A 14737-nucleotide genomic window follows, 5' to 3' on the forward strand; every position below is an offset into this window, starting at 1 on the left:
CGCCATGCCCCACGACACCCTTTGCCCCCGCTGTGCCTTCGAGACCGTCGGCACCCTCGCCACCTCACCCGTGCCCGGCGTCTGGGACGTCCTGCAGTGCCGTCGCTGCCTGTACACCTGGCGCACCACCGAGCCGGCGCGCCGCACCAGCCGTGACGCCTACCCGGAGCGGTTCCGGATGACCGAGGCGGACATCGAGAACGCCGTCGAGGTCCCCGCCGTACCGCCGCTGCGCTCCTGATGTTTCACCGTTTCGTCACAGTCCGCGCATCGCCCCAACCGGCCCGCCCCCGCACGGGTCTAGCGTGCAGAAGACCGCAGAAAACGGGTGGAAGGAAGGACCGGCATGGGGGACATACGCAGACGGGGGGCCGTCGCACTCGGGATCACGGGGCTGGTGGCGCCGCTCACTCTCGCGCTCACCAGCGCTCCCGCGGATGCGGCGAGCTGCACCACGCAGACCGGCCCCTACCAGAAGCAGGTGGAGACGTTCCTCGGCCGCCCGGTCGACGGCAGGCAGTCACCCGCCGACTGCAAGGCCATACAGGCCTTCCAGAACAAGCACGGCATCACGCCCGCCATCGGCTATGCGGGGCCCGTCACCTGGGGGGTGATGGACCTGATGAACAAGCAGAAGGCCGTCGGCAAGAACCCCAACAAGGACGGCAAGTGCCCCGTCAACAAGGGCCGCATCGCCTGCGTCGACCTCACGCTCCAGCTCAGCTGGATCCAGGACGGCGGCCGCCTGGTCTACGGGCCGGTGCCGGTCCGCACGGGACGCAAGGGCTATGTCACCCGCACGGGCCTGAAGAAGATCTACTGGCGGGACCTGCACCACGTCTCGACCATCTACAACGTCCCCATGCCCTACAGCCAGTTCTTCGACGGCGGGCAGGCCTTCCACTCGGTGGGCCTGAGCATGTGGAACCCGCCGGGCTCCCACGGCTGCGTCAACATGACCACGGCCGACGCCAAGAAGTACTGGTCGCTGCTGAAGGTCGGCGACGACGTGTTCGTCTACGGCCGCAAGCCGGGCACCTGAGGCAGGCACCCGGCTCGGCCTCGGCCGACCGTCACAGCTCCGGCGCGTCCCCGAAGTCCGGGATCTCGAGGCGGACACCGCCCTTCAGCGCGGACTCGTGCGCGATGATCCCGGGCAGCGTGTAGCGGGCCGCCACCCAGGCGTTCACGGACGGCAGGGTCCGGGTGTTGACCGCGGTCACGAAGTCGTCCACCAGGAAGTGGTGGCTGCCCTCATGGCCGTTGTGGAGGTTGTCGAACTCGCGCGGCAGCCGCGAGCGGTCGTGCACCGGAGCCGAACCCGAGGTGAAGGCGGCCCGCAGCTCCGGCGCGATGTGCTGGAGCGACGGGTCGTCCGGGGACATGGTGGGCTTGGGCTCCAACAGCTCCGTGATGTCCTTGACCCCCTTCTTGTCCTGCCACAGGGCCACTGTGGCGAGTTGCTCCATGCTCGCCTCGGTGCCGAAGAACCGGAAACGCGACTCCCGGATGTGTGAGGGGTAGCCGACCCGCCGGAACTCGTTGGTACGGAACGAGCCGCCGCCCGCCACCTCGAACAGGGCGGTGGCGTTGGAGAAGTCGTTGTCGAACTGACTGATCTCCTTGTCGAACACCCCGTCCCCGCGGTCGTCGCGCACACCGATCGCGGACACGCTCACCGCGTGCGTCTGCCAGGCGCCGAGCACACCGCCCACGGAGTGGGTCGGGTAGAGCAGCGGGGGATAGCTGGCCGTCGCCTTCCAGTTCTCGCCGCCGCTGTACTGGTAGGCCTCGTAGAAGCCGAGGTCCATGTCGTGCACGTAGTCGCCCTCGGCGTAGAAGAGCCGCCCGAAGGCGCCCTCCGCGATCTGGTTGCGGGCGTGCACGGTGGCCGGGTTGTACTGACTGGTCTCACCCATCATGTAGGTCAGCCCGGTCGCCTTGACGGCGTCGATGATCGCCGCGATCTCGTCCGTGGTGATCGCCATGGGGACGGCGGAGTACACGTGCTTGCCGGCGTTCAGGCCCTGGACCACCAAGGGGCCGTGCGTCCAGCGCTGGGTGAAGAGGGCGACCGCGTCGACCTCCTTGGACGCCAGCATGGCCTCGTACGAGGGGAAGGTGCCGGCGAGGCCCTGCGCGGCGACGAGTTGCTCGGCCCGTTCGGGCAGCAGGTCGGTGACATAGACGTCGCGGACGCCGGGGTGGGCCTGGAACAGGGTGGCGAACTGGCCGGAGAACTGGCCGGCGCCGACGATGCCGAGCGAGAACGTCATGAAACGCGTGCCCTTCACTGGGAGAGGATCAGATTGATCTGGTTGTTTGTCTTGTTCAGGCCGGTCACCGGGGCGCCGTTGTAGATGTCCTGCATGGCCGGGTGCATGAGCGCGTACACGTCGGCCGCGTAGTCGGTGATCGGGTAGGTGAAGGTGGTGAAGTCCTTCTTGCCGGCGACCGGCTCGGTGAAGGCCGTCACGTCGATGCCCTTCTTCCGGTAGGCGGCGACAGCGGCCCTGGTCCCGTCCGGGGTGGCGGGGAAGACGATGCCGTAGCCGCCCACCGTCTTCTGGCAGGCGTCGGAGGACAGGTACTTCACCCACTTCAGGGCACCCGGCTTGTTGCGGGCGTTCTTGGTGACCGAGTCGGCGAGGCCGTTCATCATCGTCGCCCGCTCACCGCTGGGGCCGACGGGTGTGAAGGCGGTGCCGACCTTCAGGTTCTTGTAGCCGTAGTACGTCGAGATCATCCAGGCGCCGTCGAAGGCCATCGCCGCCTTGCCGGAGGCGAGTTGCGCGTTGGCGGGGTTGGCGCCCTCGCTGTAGTCCGTCTGCGGGGCGAGATAGCCCTTCTTCGCAAGGCCGAAGTACCACTTGACGACCGACTGGAAGGTCTTGCTGTCGTACTGGTACGTGGTGCCCCACCGCGCCTTGTCGGTGTAGTGCCAGCCGGCGGAGCCCGTGAACGGACTCCACGTCGTCTGCCCGTCGCCGTCACCGGCGCCCCCACTGGCCAGCCCGTACACCTTGACGTGGTGCTTGTCGAAGCCCGGCTCGTCGCCGCGCTTGCCGTTCCTGTCGATGGTCAGGTGGGCGACGGCCTTCTCGAAGCTGCCGCCGTCCTTCGGGTTCCAGTCGAGGCTGTTGATCTGCCCGGGTGTCAGTCCCGCCGCCTCGGCCATCTTCTGGTTGTAGAAGAGGGCGACGGTGTCCCAGTCCTTCGGAGCGCCGTAGCGGTGGCCGTCCTGGCCGATCCAGTTGTCGGCCAGCCCCTTCTGGTAGTCGGAGGGGTTGATGCCGAGGTCGTCCAGCGGCTCCAGCACCTTCAGGTCGGCGAACTGGCCGAACTTCTGGATGTGGTCGGTGAACACGTCCGGCTGGGTGCCCGCGATGAAACTGGCGGTCAGCTTGGTCCAGTAGTCGCCCCAGCCCAACTGCGTGATGTCGACCTTCAGGCCCGGGTTCTCCTTCTCGAAGTCCTTGGCGCACGCCTGGTAGGCGGGAAGCTGGTTGGCGTCCCACAGCCAGTACGTCACCGTGTTCCCGGACGAGCCGGCGGCACCGCCCTGCGCGCATCCGCTCACCAGGGACAGGGCCAGCGCACCTGTCAGCGCCATGACCGTACGAACTCGCATGTGACGACCCTCACTTGATTCCGGTGAAGCTGATGGAGCCGACGATGCGCCGCGCGAAGCAGCCGAAGAGCACGAGCATCGGGAGTGCGGCGATGAGGGTCGCCGCCATCAGGCCCGACCAGTCGTAGCCGGTCTGCGGGGTCTGCGCCCGGAAGATCGCCAGCGCCACGGTGAGCACGCGCGAGCTGTCGCTGTAGGACACCATCAGTGGCCAGAAGTAGTCGTTCCACGAGGTGATGTAGGTCAGCACGCCCAGCGTGAGGACCGGTGTGGCCGCCATCGGCAGCATCACCCGGAAGAAGATCCTCACCTTGCCCGCCCCGTCCAGCAGCGCGGCCTCCTCCACCTCGCGGGGGACGTTCATGAAGAACTGCCGCAGGAAGAACACCGCGAACGGCGTCATGAACATCGTCGGCAGCGCGATGCCCAACAGCGTGTCCACCAGGTGCAGTTGCTTGATGAGCACGAAGTTCGGCAGCAGCGTGAAGATGGCCGGCACCATCAGCCCCGCGAGGAACAGCCCGAACACCTTGTCCCGGCCGCGCCACCTCAGCCGTGCGAAGGCGTAGGCGGCCATGGCGGAGAAGAAGACCTGGCAGACGGTGATCAGGGCGGATACGACCACCGAGTTGAGCAGATAGCGCCAGAACTTCAGTCCGCCGCCCGCGCCGCCCTGGGCGATGGCCTCCTTGGTGGACTGCAGACCCAGGGCCCGCGCGAAGCCGCCGGTCGTCAGGCCGGTCGGCAGGGGATCGCCGGGGTGCGCGGCGAGCGAGGTGTTGGTGGACAGGGCCGTCCTCAGGATCCAGTAGAACGGCAGCAGCGTCACGAGCACGATCGCGCCCATGACCGCCCAGGCGGCGATCCGGCCCAGGGAGGGCCGGCGCCTTACGCGGACGACGGTCGTCGTGGTGGCCACGGCAGCCATGTCGGTCACTCCCTTCCGTCAGCCGAGGTCGGTCCGGCCGGCCCGGGTGAGCCGGTACTGGACGAACGTGATCGCGGTCAGTACGACGAGCAGCGCCACCGACATCGCGGACGCGTAGCCGAACTGGAAGCGGCCGAAGGCCGCGCCGTAGATGTAGTACTGGAGCACGTTGGTGGCGTTCGCCGGGCCGCCCTGGGTGGTCACGGCGACCGTGTCGAAGACCTGGAACGAGCCGATCACCGTCATGATCAGGACGACCGCCAGTACCGGCCGAAGCAGCGGCAGCGTGATCCGCCAGAACATCCGCCACTCGCCGGCACCGTCCACCCTGGCCGCCTCGTACATGTCGCCGGGGATCGCCTGGAGGCCCGCGAACAGCAGCAGCGCCGTGTAGCCGACGTGCCGCCACACGTTGATCAGCGCGATCGTGGGGATGGCCCACGACTTGTCGGCGAGGAAGGGGATGTGGTCGAAGCCGAGCGCGCCGATGACCTGGTTCCCGATGCCGAGCTGGGTGTCGAGGATCCACAGCCAGACGACGCCCGCGACGACGTTCGACATCAGATACGGAGTCAGCACGATCCCGCGCAGCAGCGCCGACTGCGACAGCCGTTGCAGCAGCACGGCGATGGCGAGCGCGGAGACGGTCTGCACCCCGATGTTGATCACCACGTACTCGACGGTGACCTTCAGCGAGTCCCAGAAGATCGGGTCGTGCACCATGCGGACGTAGTTGTCCAGGCCGACCCACTCGGCCGGGGTGAGCAGGTTGAAGCGGGTGAAGCTGAGATAGACGCCCCGCAGGGTGGGCCACAGCAGGAAGACCAGGAAGCCCAGCATGGCCGGGGCGAGGAAGAGGGCGGCGAGCGGCCCGTCGCCGCTGCCCTCGCGTGCGCGGGCGGTATGTGCTCCCGTGGTGGTTCCCAGCCCCGCGGTGCCGCGCAGCGGCAGACGCGAGGGAGGGCTGCTGGAGGCGACGGTCATCGGTGACCCTCCTCGTCGGCGGCTCGTCCTCGGTGGCCACTTACTTTCGATGTGGAATAATCATCGCGTCAAGGGGTCTGCAAGGGGTCTTTTCATTCGGCTCGTATCGCCGCAGACTGTCAGCGATTAGTTCCGAAACAAAAGAAAACTTGTGTGGGAGTCTGTCTCCATGACCGCACGTGCCGCCAGCTGGCTGCCGCTGAGTCCCGGCGAGCGCGCCGTGGCGATCGAGGTGCTCGTCCACGGGCCGCTCTCACGCGCCGACCTCGCCCGACGGCTAGACCTCTCGGCCGGCAGCCTGACCCGGCTCACCAAGCCGCTCATCGAGTCCGGCCTGCTGATCGAGACCGCCGACGGGGGCGGCCCGGCCGAGGCCCGCCAGGGGCGCCCCTCGCAGCCCCTCGACGTCGTCGCCGAGTCCCGGACGTTCCTCGGCTTCAAGATCACTGAAGACATGGTCTACGGCGTCGTGACCACCCTCAGGAGCGACATCGTCGCCCGCCTCGACCGCCCCCTCACCAGCCACGACCCCGGCCACGTCAGCACGCTCCTGGCCGAGATGACCGCCGGCCTCGCCGCCGAGTTCCCCACGCTCGCGGGTATCGGCATCGGCGTCGGCGGACTCGTCCAGGACCGTGCCGTGGTCGGCGAGTCCGCCTTCCTGCACTGGCGCGACGTACCCCTCGCCCGGCTGGTGGAGGCGCGCACCGGGCTCCCGGTGGTCGTCGAGAACGACGTCGCGGCGTTCGTCGAGGCCGAGACCTGGTTCGGTGCCGGCCGAGGCCTGGAACGCTTCGTCGTCCTGACCATCGGCGCCGGCATCGGCTACGGCCTCGTCCTGGGCGGCAAGCGGGTGCCGTACGCCGAGGAGGACCGCGGTTTCGGGCGGCACTGGATCATCAACCCCAACGGGCCGCTCACCCCGTCCGGTGAGCGCGGCAGCGCGGTCTCACTGCTGACCATCCCCAGCATCCGCTACCAGATCCGGGCCGCCACCGGCTGCGACAGGACGTACGCGGAGATCCTCGGGCTCGCCGCCGCCGGCGAACCGATGTGCTCCCGCGTCGTCGACGAGGCCGCGCGGGCCCTGGGCACGCTGATCGCCCAGATCGCCAACTTCGCGATGCCGCAGAAGATCCTGCTGGCCGGGGAGGGGGTCGGGCTGATGGACGTGGCCGGGAAAACCGTTGAGGAGACCATCCGGGCCCATCGTCACCCACTGGCCGCCCCGGTCGGCCTGGAGACCAAGGTCTCCGACTTCCACGACTGGGCGCGCGGCGCGGCCGTGCTGGCGATTCAGGTGCTCGTGCTGGGGGTCGTGGACGGATGACAGCTCCGGCCGGTCGGACGTGATCAGCTTCACGGTCCGGAATGCCGGGAGGTGCCTGATTGCTCACATCACCTTCACGCCGGGGCCCGTATGCTTCACGGCATGTCCACCACTCCTGAGCCCGTAGCGGAGCGTTCCGCCGACGAGGTCAACGAGGAGATCCGGGCACTGTGGTTCCGCAGCGGCGGGATCCTGAGCATCGAGGAGCGGCGGGAGTACCAGCGGCTCGTCCTGGAATGGGCGGCGGCCTCCTCCCCGCGCCCGTCGAAGGCGGCCTGACCGCCCGCCCGGCCACCTCCTGAGTCCTGACCGCCGCCGACAGCGGCCGGCTCGGCGTACCCGCGGTGGCCCGGACCCCTCGGGCACCGTTCCACCCCGAGGGGACGGCACCCCGCGGACCGCTCAGCCCCAGGTCCCCGAATACGCCCGGCGGTAGGCGTTGCGTTCCTGTTCCGACCGGATGTAGCGCGTGGCGACCAGGGCGACCAGGCTGCCCGCGATGACCAGCAGGCCCGGCCCGACGTTGCGCGGGTCGGTGAGCCGGGAGACGAATCCGTCCGCCGTCCCGGCGGTGCCGACCTCCTGGACCGCTCCCGGAGCCGCGGAACCGGGTGCCGTCGACCCGGGCGCGATCGCCGCACCCTGGGACGCCGAGGCGGCCGGCGCGGGAGCGGCGGACGTCCCGGCGCCCGACGCCTGCCCCGTCAGCTGCACCCCCAGCGTGGCCATCGCCCTCGTCACCGGCTGGAAGAACGTCGTACCGCCCGTCTGGCAGTCCCCGCTGCCGCCCGAGGTCACCCCGAGCGCGATGCCCTCGGAGAACAACGGGCCGCCGCTGTCGCCCGGTTCCGCGCACACCGTGGTCTGGATGAGACCGGTGACCGAGCCCTCCGGGTAGTTGACCGTGGCGTTCAGCGCGGTGACCTCGCCGTCGTGCAGACCGCTGGTGCTGCCGCTGCGGAACACCTTCTGCCCGACCACCGGGTCCCCGGCCGCCGTGATGCTCACGCCACGCCCGCCCCCGATCGCCACGACGTTCACCCCGGGTGTCGCCTGCCCGTTCTCGTACCGGATGAGGGAGAAGTCGCCGTCCCCGGGGAACTGTGAGGTGACCGTCCGGCCCAGCTCGGTGCGGCCGGTGTTGTCGGAGAACCAGAGCGTGCCGCCCGGCCCGCAGTGCCCGGCGGTGAGGATGAACTCACCCTGCCCGTTGGTCACGTTGAACCCCGCGGAACAGCGGCCGCTGGTCGAGAAGATCGGCTGGGCCCCGGCCACGCGGGTCGTGAACCGTCCCTGGGTGCGCTCCATCCGGACGAAGTCGCCGATGCCGTGGGCGAGTTTCGTCATACGGGACCAGTCGGACGCGGAGACGGTGCGGTCGGCCTGCACCACCACCTGGTTGGTCCGGTAGTCCACGGACCAGGCGGTGCCCGCCACCCTGGGAGCGGAACTCAGCGTCTTCGTGGCCGACTTGAGCTGGTCCATGCTGTGCCGCACCATCTTGGCCCGGGCGCCGGCGGCCGTCACCGCGTTCGCCGCGGCCCTGTCGGTCACGGCCACGACCGGCTTCCCGTCCGAGGCGACCCAACTCCCCGCCGTCCGCGAGGTGCCGAGCCGGGACACCAGTTGAGAGCCCGTCTGTGAGGCGGTCATGGCGGACGTGCCCGTGCTGTAAGGGGTCTGTGCGCCGGACGGTTCACTCGCCAGGGCCTGGGTGACCATCAGACCGCCCAGGAGCAGTCCGCCGACGGCCGCGATCTGCGTCCCCCGCCGGACGATCCGTCGTCGTGCATGCCTCATCCATGGCTCCCGAACCCGAACAGCACGGCGTCACCACCGCGGGGCACTCCGGCCGTCGGGTGCCCTCAGTCCATACGTGCGCACGTGCCCGGATGTTCACCGACGCGATGTCGCAGTCATGCCGTCGGACGGGCCGAGGAGCGGCGCCGCGGCGAGGCGCCGCCGCATCCCGCACACGGCGCGGAGCGAGGCGTCCCACGCCACCGGTGACGTCACGCCAATCTCCCGCTACTCGGGAGTAACTGTCTACCCGTCAGTAACTCTTCTGTGGCCTGGCGTCCATCATGGGGCGTGAACATGTCGGGCGCGGCAGTGGGCGAGACGCCATCGCCGCACGGACGCGATGTGGACGTGAGGGAAGGGACGGGCATGAACAGACGTGGTGCGGTGCGCCGGTTCGGCGCGGTGTCGGCGGTCGTGGCACTGGGCATCGGCGGCACGGTGACCGCCGCGGGGACCGCCTCCGCGGCTCCCGCGGCAACCGCTGTGAGCGCTGTGGCGGCGCAGACCTCGGGTGTCGACTACGCCACCTGGCAGGCCGATGTGAAGGCGGTCGTCGACCAGGCGCTGCCTTACGTCCGGCAGCGCACCGCGAACGCGGCCGGGCAGAAGCTCGCGATCGTCTTCGACATCGACAACACCACGCTGGAGACGTACTTCCACCCCTGGTACGAGCTGCCCACCCCGGCGGTCCAGCCGTCCCTGGAGCTGGCGAAGTACGCCAAGTCCCGGGGGGTGTCGGTCTTCTTCATCACCGCGCGCCCCGGCATCATCGAGTCCGAGACGAAGTGGAACCTGACGACGGTGGGGTACCCGGTCGACGGCCTCTCCGTGCGGGATCTGCCGGACCTGTTCGACGAGGTGAGCGCGTACAAGACGAGCAAGCGCGCGCAGCTCGAGGCGCAGGGCTACACCATCATCGCGAACGTCGGCAACAACGACTCCGACCTGGTCGGCGGGCACGCCGAGCGCACGTTCAAGCTGCCCGACTACGACGGCACGTTGTCCTGACGGCGCCTTCCCGGCCGGAGGGCGCCGTACCGCCCGTACGGCGCCCCCTCCGAGCGCCTAGACTTCCCGCTCATGGACGCGCTCCCGGATCGGCTCGCCACGGGCAAGTATCTGTTGATCACCAGCTACCGCCGGAACGGCACCGCGGTCCCCACCCCGGTGTGGGTGGTCCGGGACGGTGACGCGCTCGGCGTGTGGACCGCCGCCGACTCCTGGAAGGTGAAGCGGATCCGGGTGCGCCCCGACGTCCTCGTCGGCCCCTGCGACCTGCGCGGCAACCCGACCGGCGAGCAGGTCCCCGCGACCGCCGAGATCTGCGATGCGGCCACCACCGCCCGCTACTGGCAACTGATCGCCCGCAAGTACGGCCTCGTCGGACGACTCACCCTCCTCGGCAGCCGGCTGCGCCGCGGCGAGAAGGGCACGGTCGGCATACGGGTGACGCCGGCTCACGCGTAGCACGGCCAGGGCACCGTCCGCCCGCAGGCGGCCGAAGGCGCGAGCCGTGCCCGCGTGTGCCCGGAACCGGTCGCCGGTGCTGCCCGGTCCCGTCTGGTGTCCTCGGCCGGCCGTGGACGTCGTGCAGGCCGACGTCCGGTTCGAAGCCGCCGCAGCCCGTCGTCGGCTCTGCGCACCACCCTCGCTGTCTCCCTATGTAGACATCATCTTGGATACGAGACGGTGTGAGGGGAGTATGGGCGGCGTCGATCCTGAGAGGGAGTGCCTGTGGACGTCGGCTCCGTCGTGCTGCTCGCCGGGGCGGGCGTCGCCTCCGGCCTCGCCGGTTCGATCGCCGGCCTGGCCTCGCTGTTCAGCTACCCCGCGCTGCTGGCCGCCGGGCTCCCCCCGGTGGCCGCCAACGTGACCAACACCGTGGCGCTGTTCTCGAACACGGTGGGGACCGCCGTCGGCTCCCGGGAGGAGCTGCGCGGCCAGCGCCGCCGCCTGGTGCGGCTCGCCCTGCTCGCGGCGGCCGGGGGCTCGGCCGGAGCGGCCCTGCTCCTGGGCACCCCGTCCTCGGCGTTCGAGCGTGTCGTGCCCTGGCTCATCGCCCTCGGGTCCGTGCTCATCCTGGCCCGCGAGCCGCTGCGCCGGCTGGTGGCGCAGCGTCCGCCCCGGGGTGACGGCCTCCGTGCGAAGCTGCCACTGGCGTGCGCAGTCCTGGTGGTGGGGCTCTACGGCGGCTACTTCGGTGCCGCGGCGGGCGTGTTGATGCTGGCCGTGCTGTCGCTGTCCGCGAGCGAGCCTCTGCCGGTGACCAACGCCGTCAAGAACATCGCCACGGGCGCGGCCAACGTCACCGCCGCGGTCGCCTACGCCTTCCTGGCCCCGGTCGACTGGACGGCCGCGACCGCGCTCGGCCTCGGGTGTCTCGTCGGCAGCCGGGTGGGCCCGGTGATCGTACGGCGTCTGCCCGAGGCCCCGCTGCGGATCGCCATCGCCCTGGCGGGCCTCGGCCTGGCCTTCTCCCTCTGGCACCAGGCGAGCGGACGGTAGGTCAGATCCTTCCCCTCGTCAGATTCCCTGTGCGCACACCCATTGACCTGCGTGGTCCACAACTCTAGCCTCCATCCTCATGTGTAGACGACGTCTTTGTATGCGGATGTCGTTCAGATAGGCGACCGCGCGGTTCAAAGGGGAACTGACCCATGCCACTTGTTGTCGTAGCGATCAGCGTGCTGGTCCTGCTCCTGCTGATGACGAAGTTCAGACTCAACGGCTTCGCCGCCCTGTTGCTGGTGGCGGTGGGTGTCGCCCTCGTCCGGGGCATTCCGCTGGAGAAGATCCCCGACGTCCTCTCCGACGGCATCGGAGGGCAGATCGGCGACACCATGCTCACCATCGGGCTCGGCGCCATGGTCGGGCGGGTGATGGGGGACTCCGGCGCCGCCCAGCGCATCGCCGGAAAGCTGCTCGACGTCTGCGGCCCGCGCTGGGTCCAGCTCGCCATGGTGCTGACCGCGATGCTGATCGGCGTGACCATGTTCTACGAGGTCGCGTTCGTCATCATCGTGCCCGTCGCGTTCACCCTGGTACGGGTCACGCGGGCGAACCTGCTGTGGGTCGGCCTGCCGATGTCGATCGCCCTGTCCACCATGCACAGCTTCCTGCCGCCGCACCCCGGCCCCACCGCCGTCGCGGCGACCTTCCACGCCTCGGTCGGACTGACCCTGTTCTACGGCCTGTTCATCGCCGTCCCGGCCGGTGCGCTGATCGCCCTGGTGTGGCCCCGCCTGCCGTTCGTCCGGCGGATGAACCCGTCCATACCCACCGGCCTGGTCAGCGACCGCGTCTTCAGCGAGGAGGAGATGCCCGGCATGGGGTGGTCGCTGTCGGTCGCCCTCCTGCCCGTCGTGCTGATCGCCGGTGCGGCGGTGACCGACCTGGCGACCTCCGGCTCCGGCCCCGTCCTCCACTTCATCGCCTTCATCGGCTCCGCGCCCATCGCCCTGCTGCTCACCCTGTGCGTCGCGGTCTGGGTGTTCGGCCCGCGGATCGGCCGCAGCCTGGAGGAGGTCGGCGCCTCGTGCCGGTCGGCCGCCCAGGCGATGGCGATGATCCTGCTGGTGATCGGCGCGGGCGGCGCGTTCAAGCAGGTCCTCGTCGACGGCGGCATCTCCGACTACATCAAGAACGCCACCGACGGCTGGTCCCTCTCGCCGATCATCCTCGCCTGGCTCATCGCGGTCATCCTCCGCGTGGCCCTCGGCTCGGCGACCGTCGCCGTCGTCACCGCGTCCGGCGTGGCCCTCCCGCTGCTGGCGGGCAGCGGGGTGCACCCGGAGATCATGGTGCTCGCCGTCTCGTGCGGTTCGATCGCGTTCTCCCACGTGAACGACCCGGGCTTCTGGATGTTCAAGGAGTACTTCAACCTCTCCGTCATCGACGCGATCAAGGCACGCACCACCTACACGACGGTCCTCGCGATCCTCGGCCTCGGCGGCGTCCTGGCCATGGAGTCGATCCTGGACGCCATCGGCGTGTGACCCACGCCCCCCTGCCGCCCCCACCTCCCGCACCAGGAGTACCCCGCATGAGCCAGCCCACCGTCACCTCCTACTCCGTGTACCCGGTCGCCGGCCGTGACTCCATGGCGCTCAACCTCTCCGGCGCCCACGGCCCGTACTTCACCCGCAACGTCGTCGTCATCGAGGACTCCGAGGGCCGTACCGGGCTCGGTGAAGTGCCGGGCGGGGAGCGGATCACCCGGACCCTGCGCGAGGCCGAGCCGCTCGTCGTCGGCGCACGCATCGGCGACCACAAGCGCGTGCTGCGCGCCATGGGCGAACGGTTCGCCGACCGGGACGCGGGCGGACGCGGTGAACAGACCTTCGACCAGCGCACCACCGTGCACGCGGTCACCGCCGTCGAGTCGGCGCTCCTCGACCTGCTCGGGCAGCACCTCGAGGTGCCCGTCGCCGCCCTGCTCGGCGACGGCAAACAGCGCGACTCCGTCCGCTTCCTCGGCTACCTCTTCTACGTCGGCGACCCCGACAGGACCGACCTGGACTACGTCCGGGAACCCGGCGCGCGGTCCGAGTGGTACCGCATCCGCCACGAGGAGGCCCTCACCCCCGAGGCGATCGTCCGTCAGGCCGAGGCCACGCACGAGCTCTACGGCTTCCGCGACTTCAAACTCAAGGGCGGGGTCCTGCCGGGCCATGAGGAGGTCGCGGCGGTGCGCGCCCTGAAGGACCGTTTCCCGGACGCCCGTATCACGCTCGACCCGAACGGCTGCTGGTCGCTGCGCGAAGCCGTCGCACTGTGCCGGCCCCTCGTCGGCACCCTCGCCTACGCCGAGGACCCCTGCGGAGCCGAGGGCGGCTACTCCGGCCGGGAGGTCCTCGCCGAGTTCCGCCGGGCCACCGGGCTGCCCACCGCCACCAACATGGTCGCGACGGACTGGCGTCAGCTCACCCACGCGCTGGCGCTGCAGTCCGTCTCCATCCCGCTCGCCGATCCCCACTTCTGGACCATGCAGGGGTCGGTCCGCGTGGCCCAGCTCTGCCACGCCACGGGGCTGACCTGGGGCTGCCACTCCAACAATCACTTCGACATCTCCCTGGCCATGATGGCCCACTGCGGAGCCGCAGCCCCCGGCGAGTACAACGCGCTGGACACCCACTGGATCTGGCAGGAGGGGCTTGAGCGCCTGACCGCCGAGCCCCCGCGGATCACCGGAGGGGAGGTCGCCGTACCGGACACCCCCGGTCTGGGGATCCGGCTCGACCGGGACCGGCTGCTCGCCGCCCACGACCTCTACCTGAGCAGGGCCCTGTCCGACCGGGACGACACGGCCGGCATGCGCTACCTCGTCCAGGGCTGGACGTTCGACGGCAAGAGGCCCTGCATGGTGCGCGACTGACGTGCCGAGCGCCGCCCGGCGCACAACAGCTTGCCTAATAGTTTTAGGAAGATACATAATCCCTTCAGGCTCGTGGAAGGGAAGGCGATGGCGCGCGCAGGGCTGACCACGGATCGCCTGGTCCGGGCAGGGGCGGAACTGGCGGACGAGGTCGGCTTCGACCAGGTCACCGTCTCCGCCCTCGCCAGGCGGTTCGATGTCAAGGTCGCGAGTCTCTACTCGCATCTGAGGAGCTCTCAGGACCTCAAGACCCGGATCGCCCTGCTGGCCCTGGACGAACTCGCCGACCGGGCCGCCGAGGCCCTGGCCGGCCGGGCCGGCCGGGACGCCCTGCTGGCCTTCGCGAACGTCTACCGCGACTACGCCCGCGAGCACCCCGGCCGTTACGCGGCCGCCCGGTTCCGGCTCGACCCGCAGACGGCGGCCGCCAGTGCCGGTGGCAGACACGCACAGATGACGCGCGCGATCCTGCGCGGCTACGAGCTGACGGAACCGGACCAGACACACGCCGTCCGGCTGCTGGGCAGTGTCTTCCACGGCTATGTCAGCCTGGAGGCGGCCGGAGGCTTCAGCCACAGCGCCCCCGATTCCCAGGAGTCCTGGTCATGGATCCTGGACCGCCTCGACGCCCTGCTGCGCAACTGGCCCGTGCCCGCGGACAGTCGGACCTCTCGATCAACAGGCTGA

The 14737-nt window shown here is 69.9% G+C and carries 15 protein-coding genes; 10 read left to right on the forward strand and 5 right to left on the reverse strand.

Annotated elements, in window-relative coordinates:
- The first annotated feature begins 4 nt into the window (after nt 1-4).
- Both ACZ4SW_RS18115 and ACZ4SW_RS18120 read left to right on the forward strand, forming a co-directional pair.
- Nucleotides 5-241, forward strand: a complete 237-nt coding sequence (locus ACZ4SW_RS18115) for a non-oxidative hydroxyarylic acid decarboxylases subunit D (protein ID WP_468243952.1) — start codon at nt 5-7, stop codon at nt 239-241.
- Nucleotides 242-346: 105 nt separating this feature from the next.
- Nucleotides 347-1042, forward strand: a complete 696-nt coding sequence (locus ACZ4SW_RS18120; protein WP_468243955.1) for a L,D-transpeptidase family protein — start codon at nt 347-349, stop codon at nt 1040-1042.
- Between the two features lie 31 nt (nt 1043-1073).
- Here the strand turns inward: ACZ4SW_RS18120 and ACZ4SW_RS18125 are convergent, their stop codons facing one another.
- From ACZ4SW_RS18125 to ACZ4SW_RS18140, 4 genes are read right to left on the reverse strand one after another with little or no spacing between them, the layout of a single operon-like run.
- Complete coding sequence (locus ACZ4SW_RS18125; protein ID WP_468244404.1) at nt 1074-2276, reverse strand: Gfo/Idh/MocA family protein; 1203 nt, start codon at nt 2274-2276, stop codon at nt 1074-1076.
- Nucleotides 2277-2290: 14 nt separating this feature from the next.
- On the reverse strand, nt 2291-3631 hold the full coding sequence (locus ACZ4SW_RS18130; RefSeq protein WP_468243957.1) for an ABC transporter substrate-binding protein: 1341 nt from the start codon (nt 3629-3631) through the stop codon (nt 2291-2293).
- A 10-nt stretch (nt 3632-3641) separates the two neighbouring features.
- Nucleotides 3642-4559, reverse strand: coding sequence for a carbohydrate ABC transporter permease (locus ACZ4SW_RS18135; RefSeq protein WP_468243960.1), 918 nt, complete (start codon nt 4557-4559; stop codon nt 3642-3644).
- Between the two features lie 18 nt (nt 4560-4577).
- Nucleotides 4578-5543, reverse strand: coding sequence for a carbohydrate ABC transporter permease (locus ACZ4SW_RS18140; RefSeq protein WP_468243963.1), 966 nt, complete (start codon nt 5541-5543; stop codon nt 4578-4580).
- A 169-nt stretch (nt 5544-5712) separates the two neighbouring features.
- Here ACZ4SW_RS18140 and ACZ4SW_RS18145 point away from each other — a divergent pair, with 169 nt between their 5' ends.
- Together ACZ4SW_RS18145 and ACZ4SW_RS18150 are read left to right on the forward strand one after the other, a co-directional pair.
- On the forward strand, nt 5713-6873 hold the full coding sequence (locus ACZ4SW_RS18145; RefSeq protein WP_468243966.1) for an ROK family transcriptional regulator: 1161 nt from the start codon (nt 5713-5715) through the stop codon (nt 6871-6873).
- 90 nt (nt 6874-6963) lie between these two features.
- Nucleotides 6964-7152, forward strand: a complete 189-nt coding sequence (locus ACZ4SW_RS18150) for a hypothetical protein (RefSeq protein ID WP_468243969.1) — start codon at nt 6964-6966, stop codon at nt 7150-7152.
- Between the two features lie 123 nt (nt 7153-7275).
- Here ACZ4SW_RS18150 and ACZ4SW_RS18155 read toward each other — a convergent pair whose 3' ends face one another.
- A complete protein-coding gene (locus ACZ4SW_RS18155; RefSeq protein WP_468243972.1) occupies nt 7276-8673 on the reverse strand; it encodes a S1 family peptidase in 1398 nt (465 codons plus the stop codon).
- 369 nt (nt 8674-9042) lie between these two features.
- On the opposite strand from ACZ4SW_RS18155, the gene ACZ4SW_RS18160 reads away from it, so the two are divergent.
- The 6 genes from ACZ4SW_RS18160 (at nt 9043) to ACZ4SW_RS18185 (ending at nt 14737) form a co-directional block, all read left to right on the forward strand.
- Nucleotides 9043-9684 carry an HAD family acid phosphatase gene (locus tag ACZ4SW_RS18160; RefSeq protein ID WP_468243974.1) on the forward strand — a complete coding sequence of 214 codons (642 nt, stop codon included), beginning with the start codon at nt 9043-9045 and terminating at the stop codon, nt 9682-9684.
- 72 nt (nt 9685-9756) lie between these two features.
- Nucleotides 9757-10143: a PPOX class F420-dependent oxidoreductase gene (locus ACZ4SW_RS18165; RefSeq protein WP_468243977.1), complete on the forward strand. Its 387-nt coding sequence runs from the start codon at nt 9757-9759 to the stop codon at nt 10141-10143.
- A 267-nt stretch (nt 10144-10410) separates the two neighbouring features.
- Entirely contained in the window at nt 10411-11181 is a 771-nt protein-coding gene (locus tag ACZ4SW_RS18170) for a sulfite exporter TauE/SafE family protein (protein WP_468243979.1), read from the forward strand.
- Between the two features lie 152 nt (nt 11182-11333).
- Nucleotides 11334-12671: a gluconate:H+ symporter gene (locus ACZ4SW_RS18175; protein ID WP_468243982.1), complete on the forward strand. Its 1338-nt coding sequence runs from the start codon at nt 11334-11336 to the stop codon at nt 12669-12671.
- Between the two features lie 47 nt (nt 12672-12718).
- Nucleotides 12719-14050 (forward strand): enolase C-terminal domain-like protein, encoded by a 1332-nt coding sequence (locus ACZ4SW_RS18180; RefSeq protein ID WP_468243985.1) that lies wholly within the window; start codon nt 12719-12721, stop codon nt 14048-14050.
- 87 nt (nt 14051-14137) lie between these two features.
- Entirely contained in the window at nt 14138-14737 is a 600-nt protein-coding gene (locus tag ACZ4SW_RS18185; protein WP_468243988.1) for a TetR/AcrR family transcriptional regulator, read from the forward strand.

The organism is Streptomyces sp. NPDC028331, from assembly GCF_055565775.1.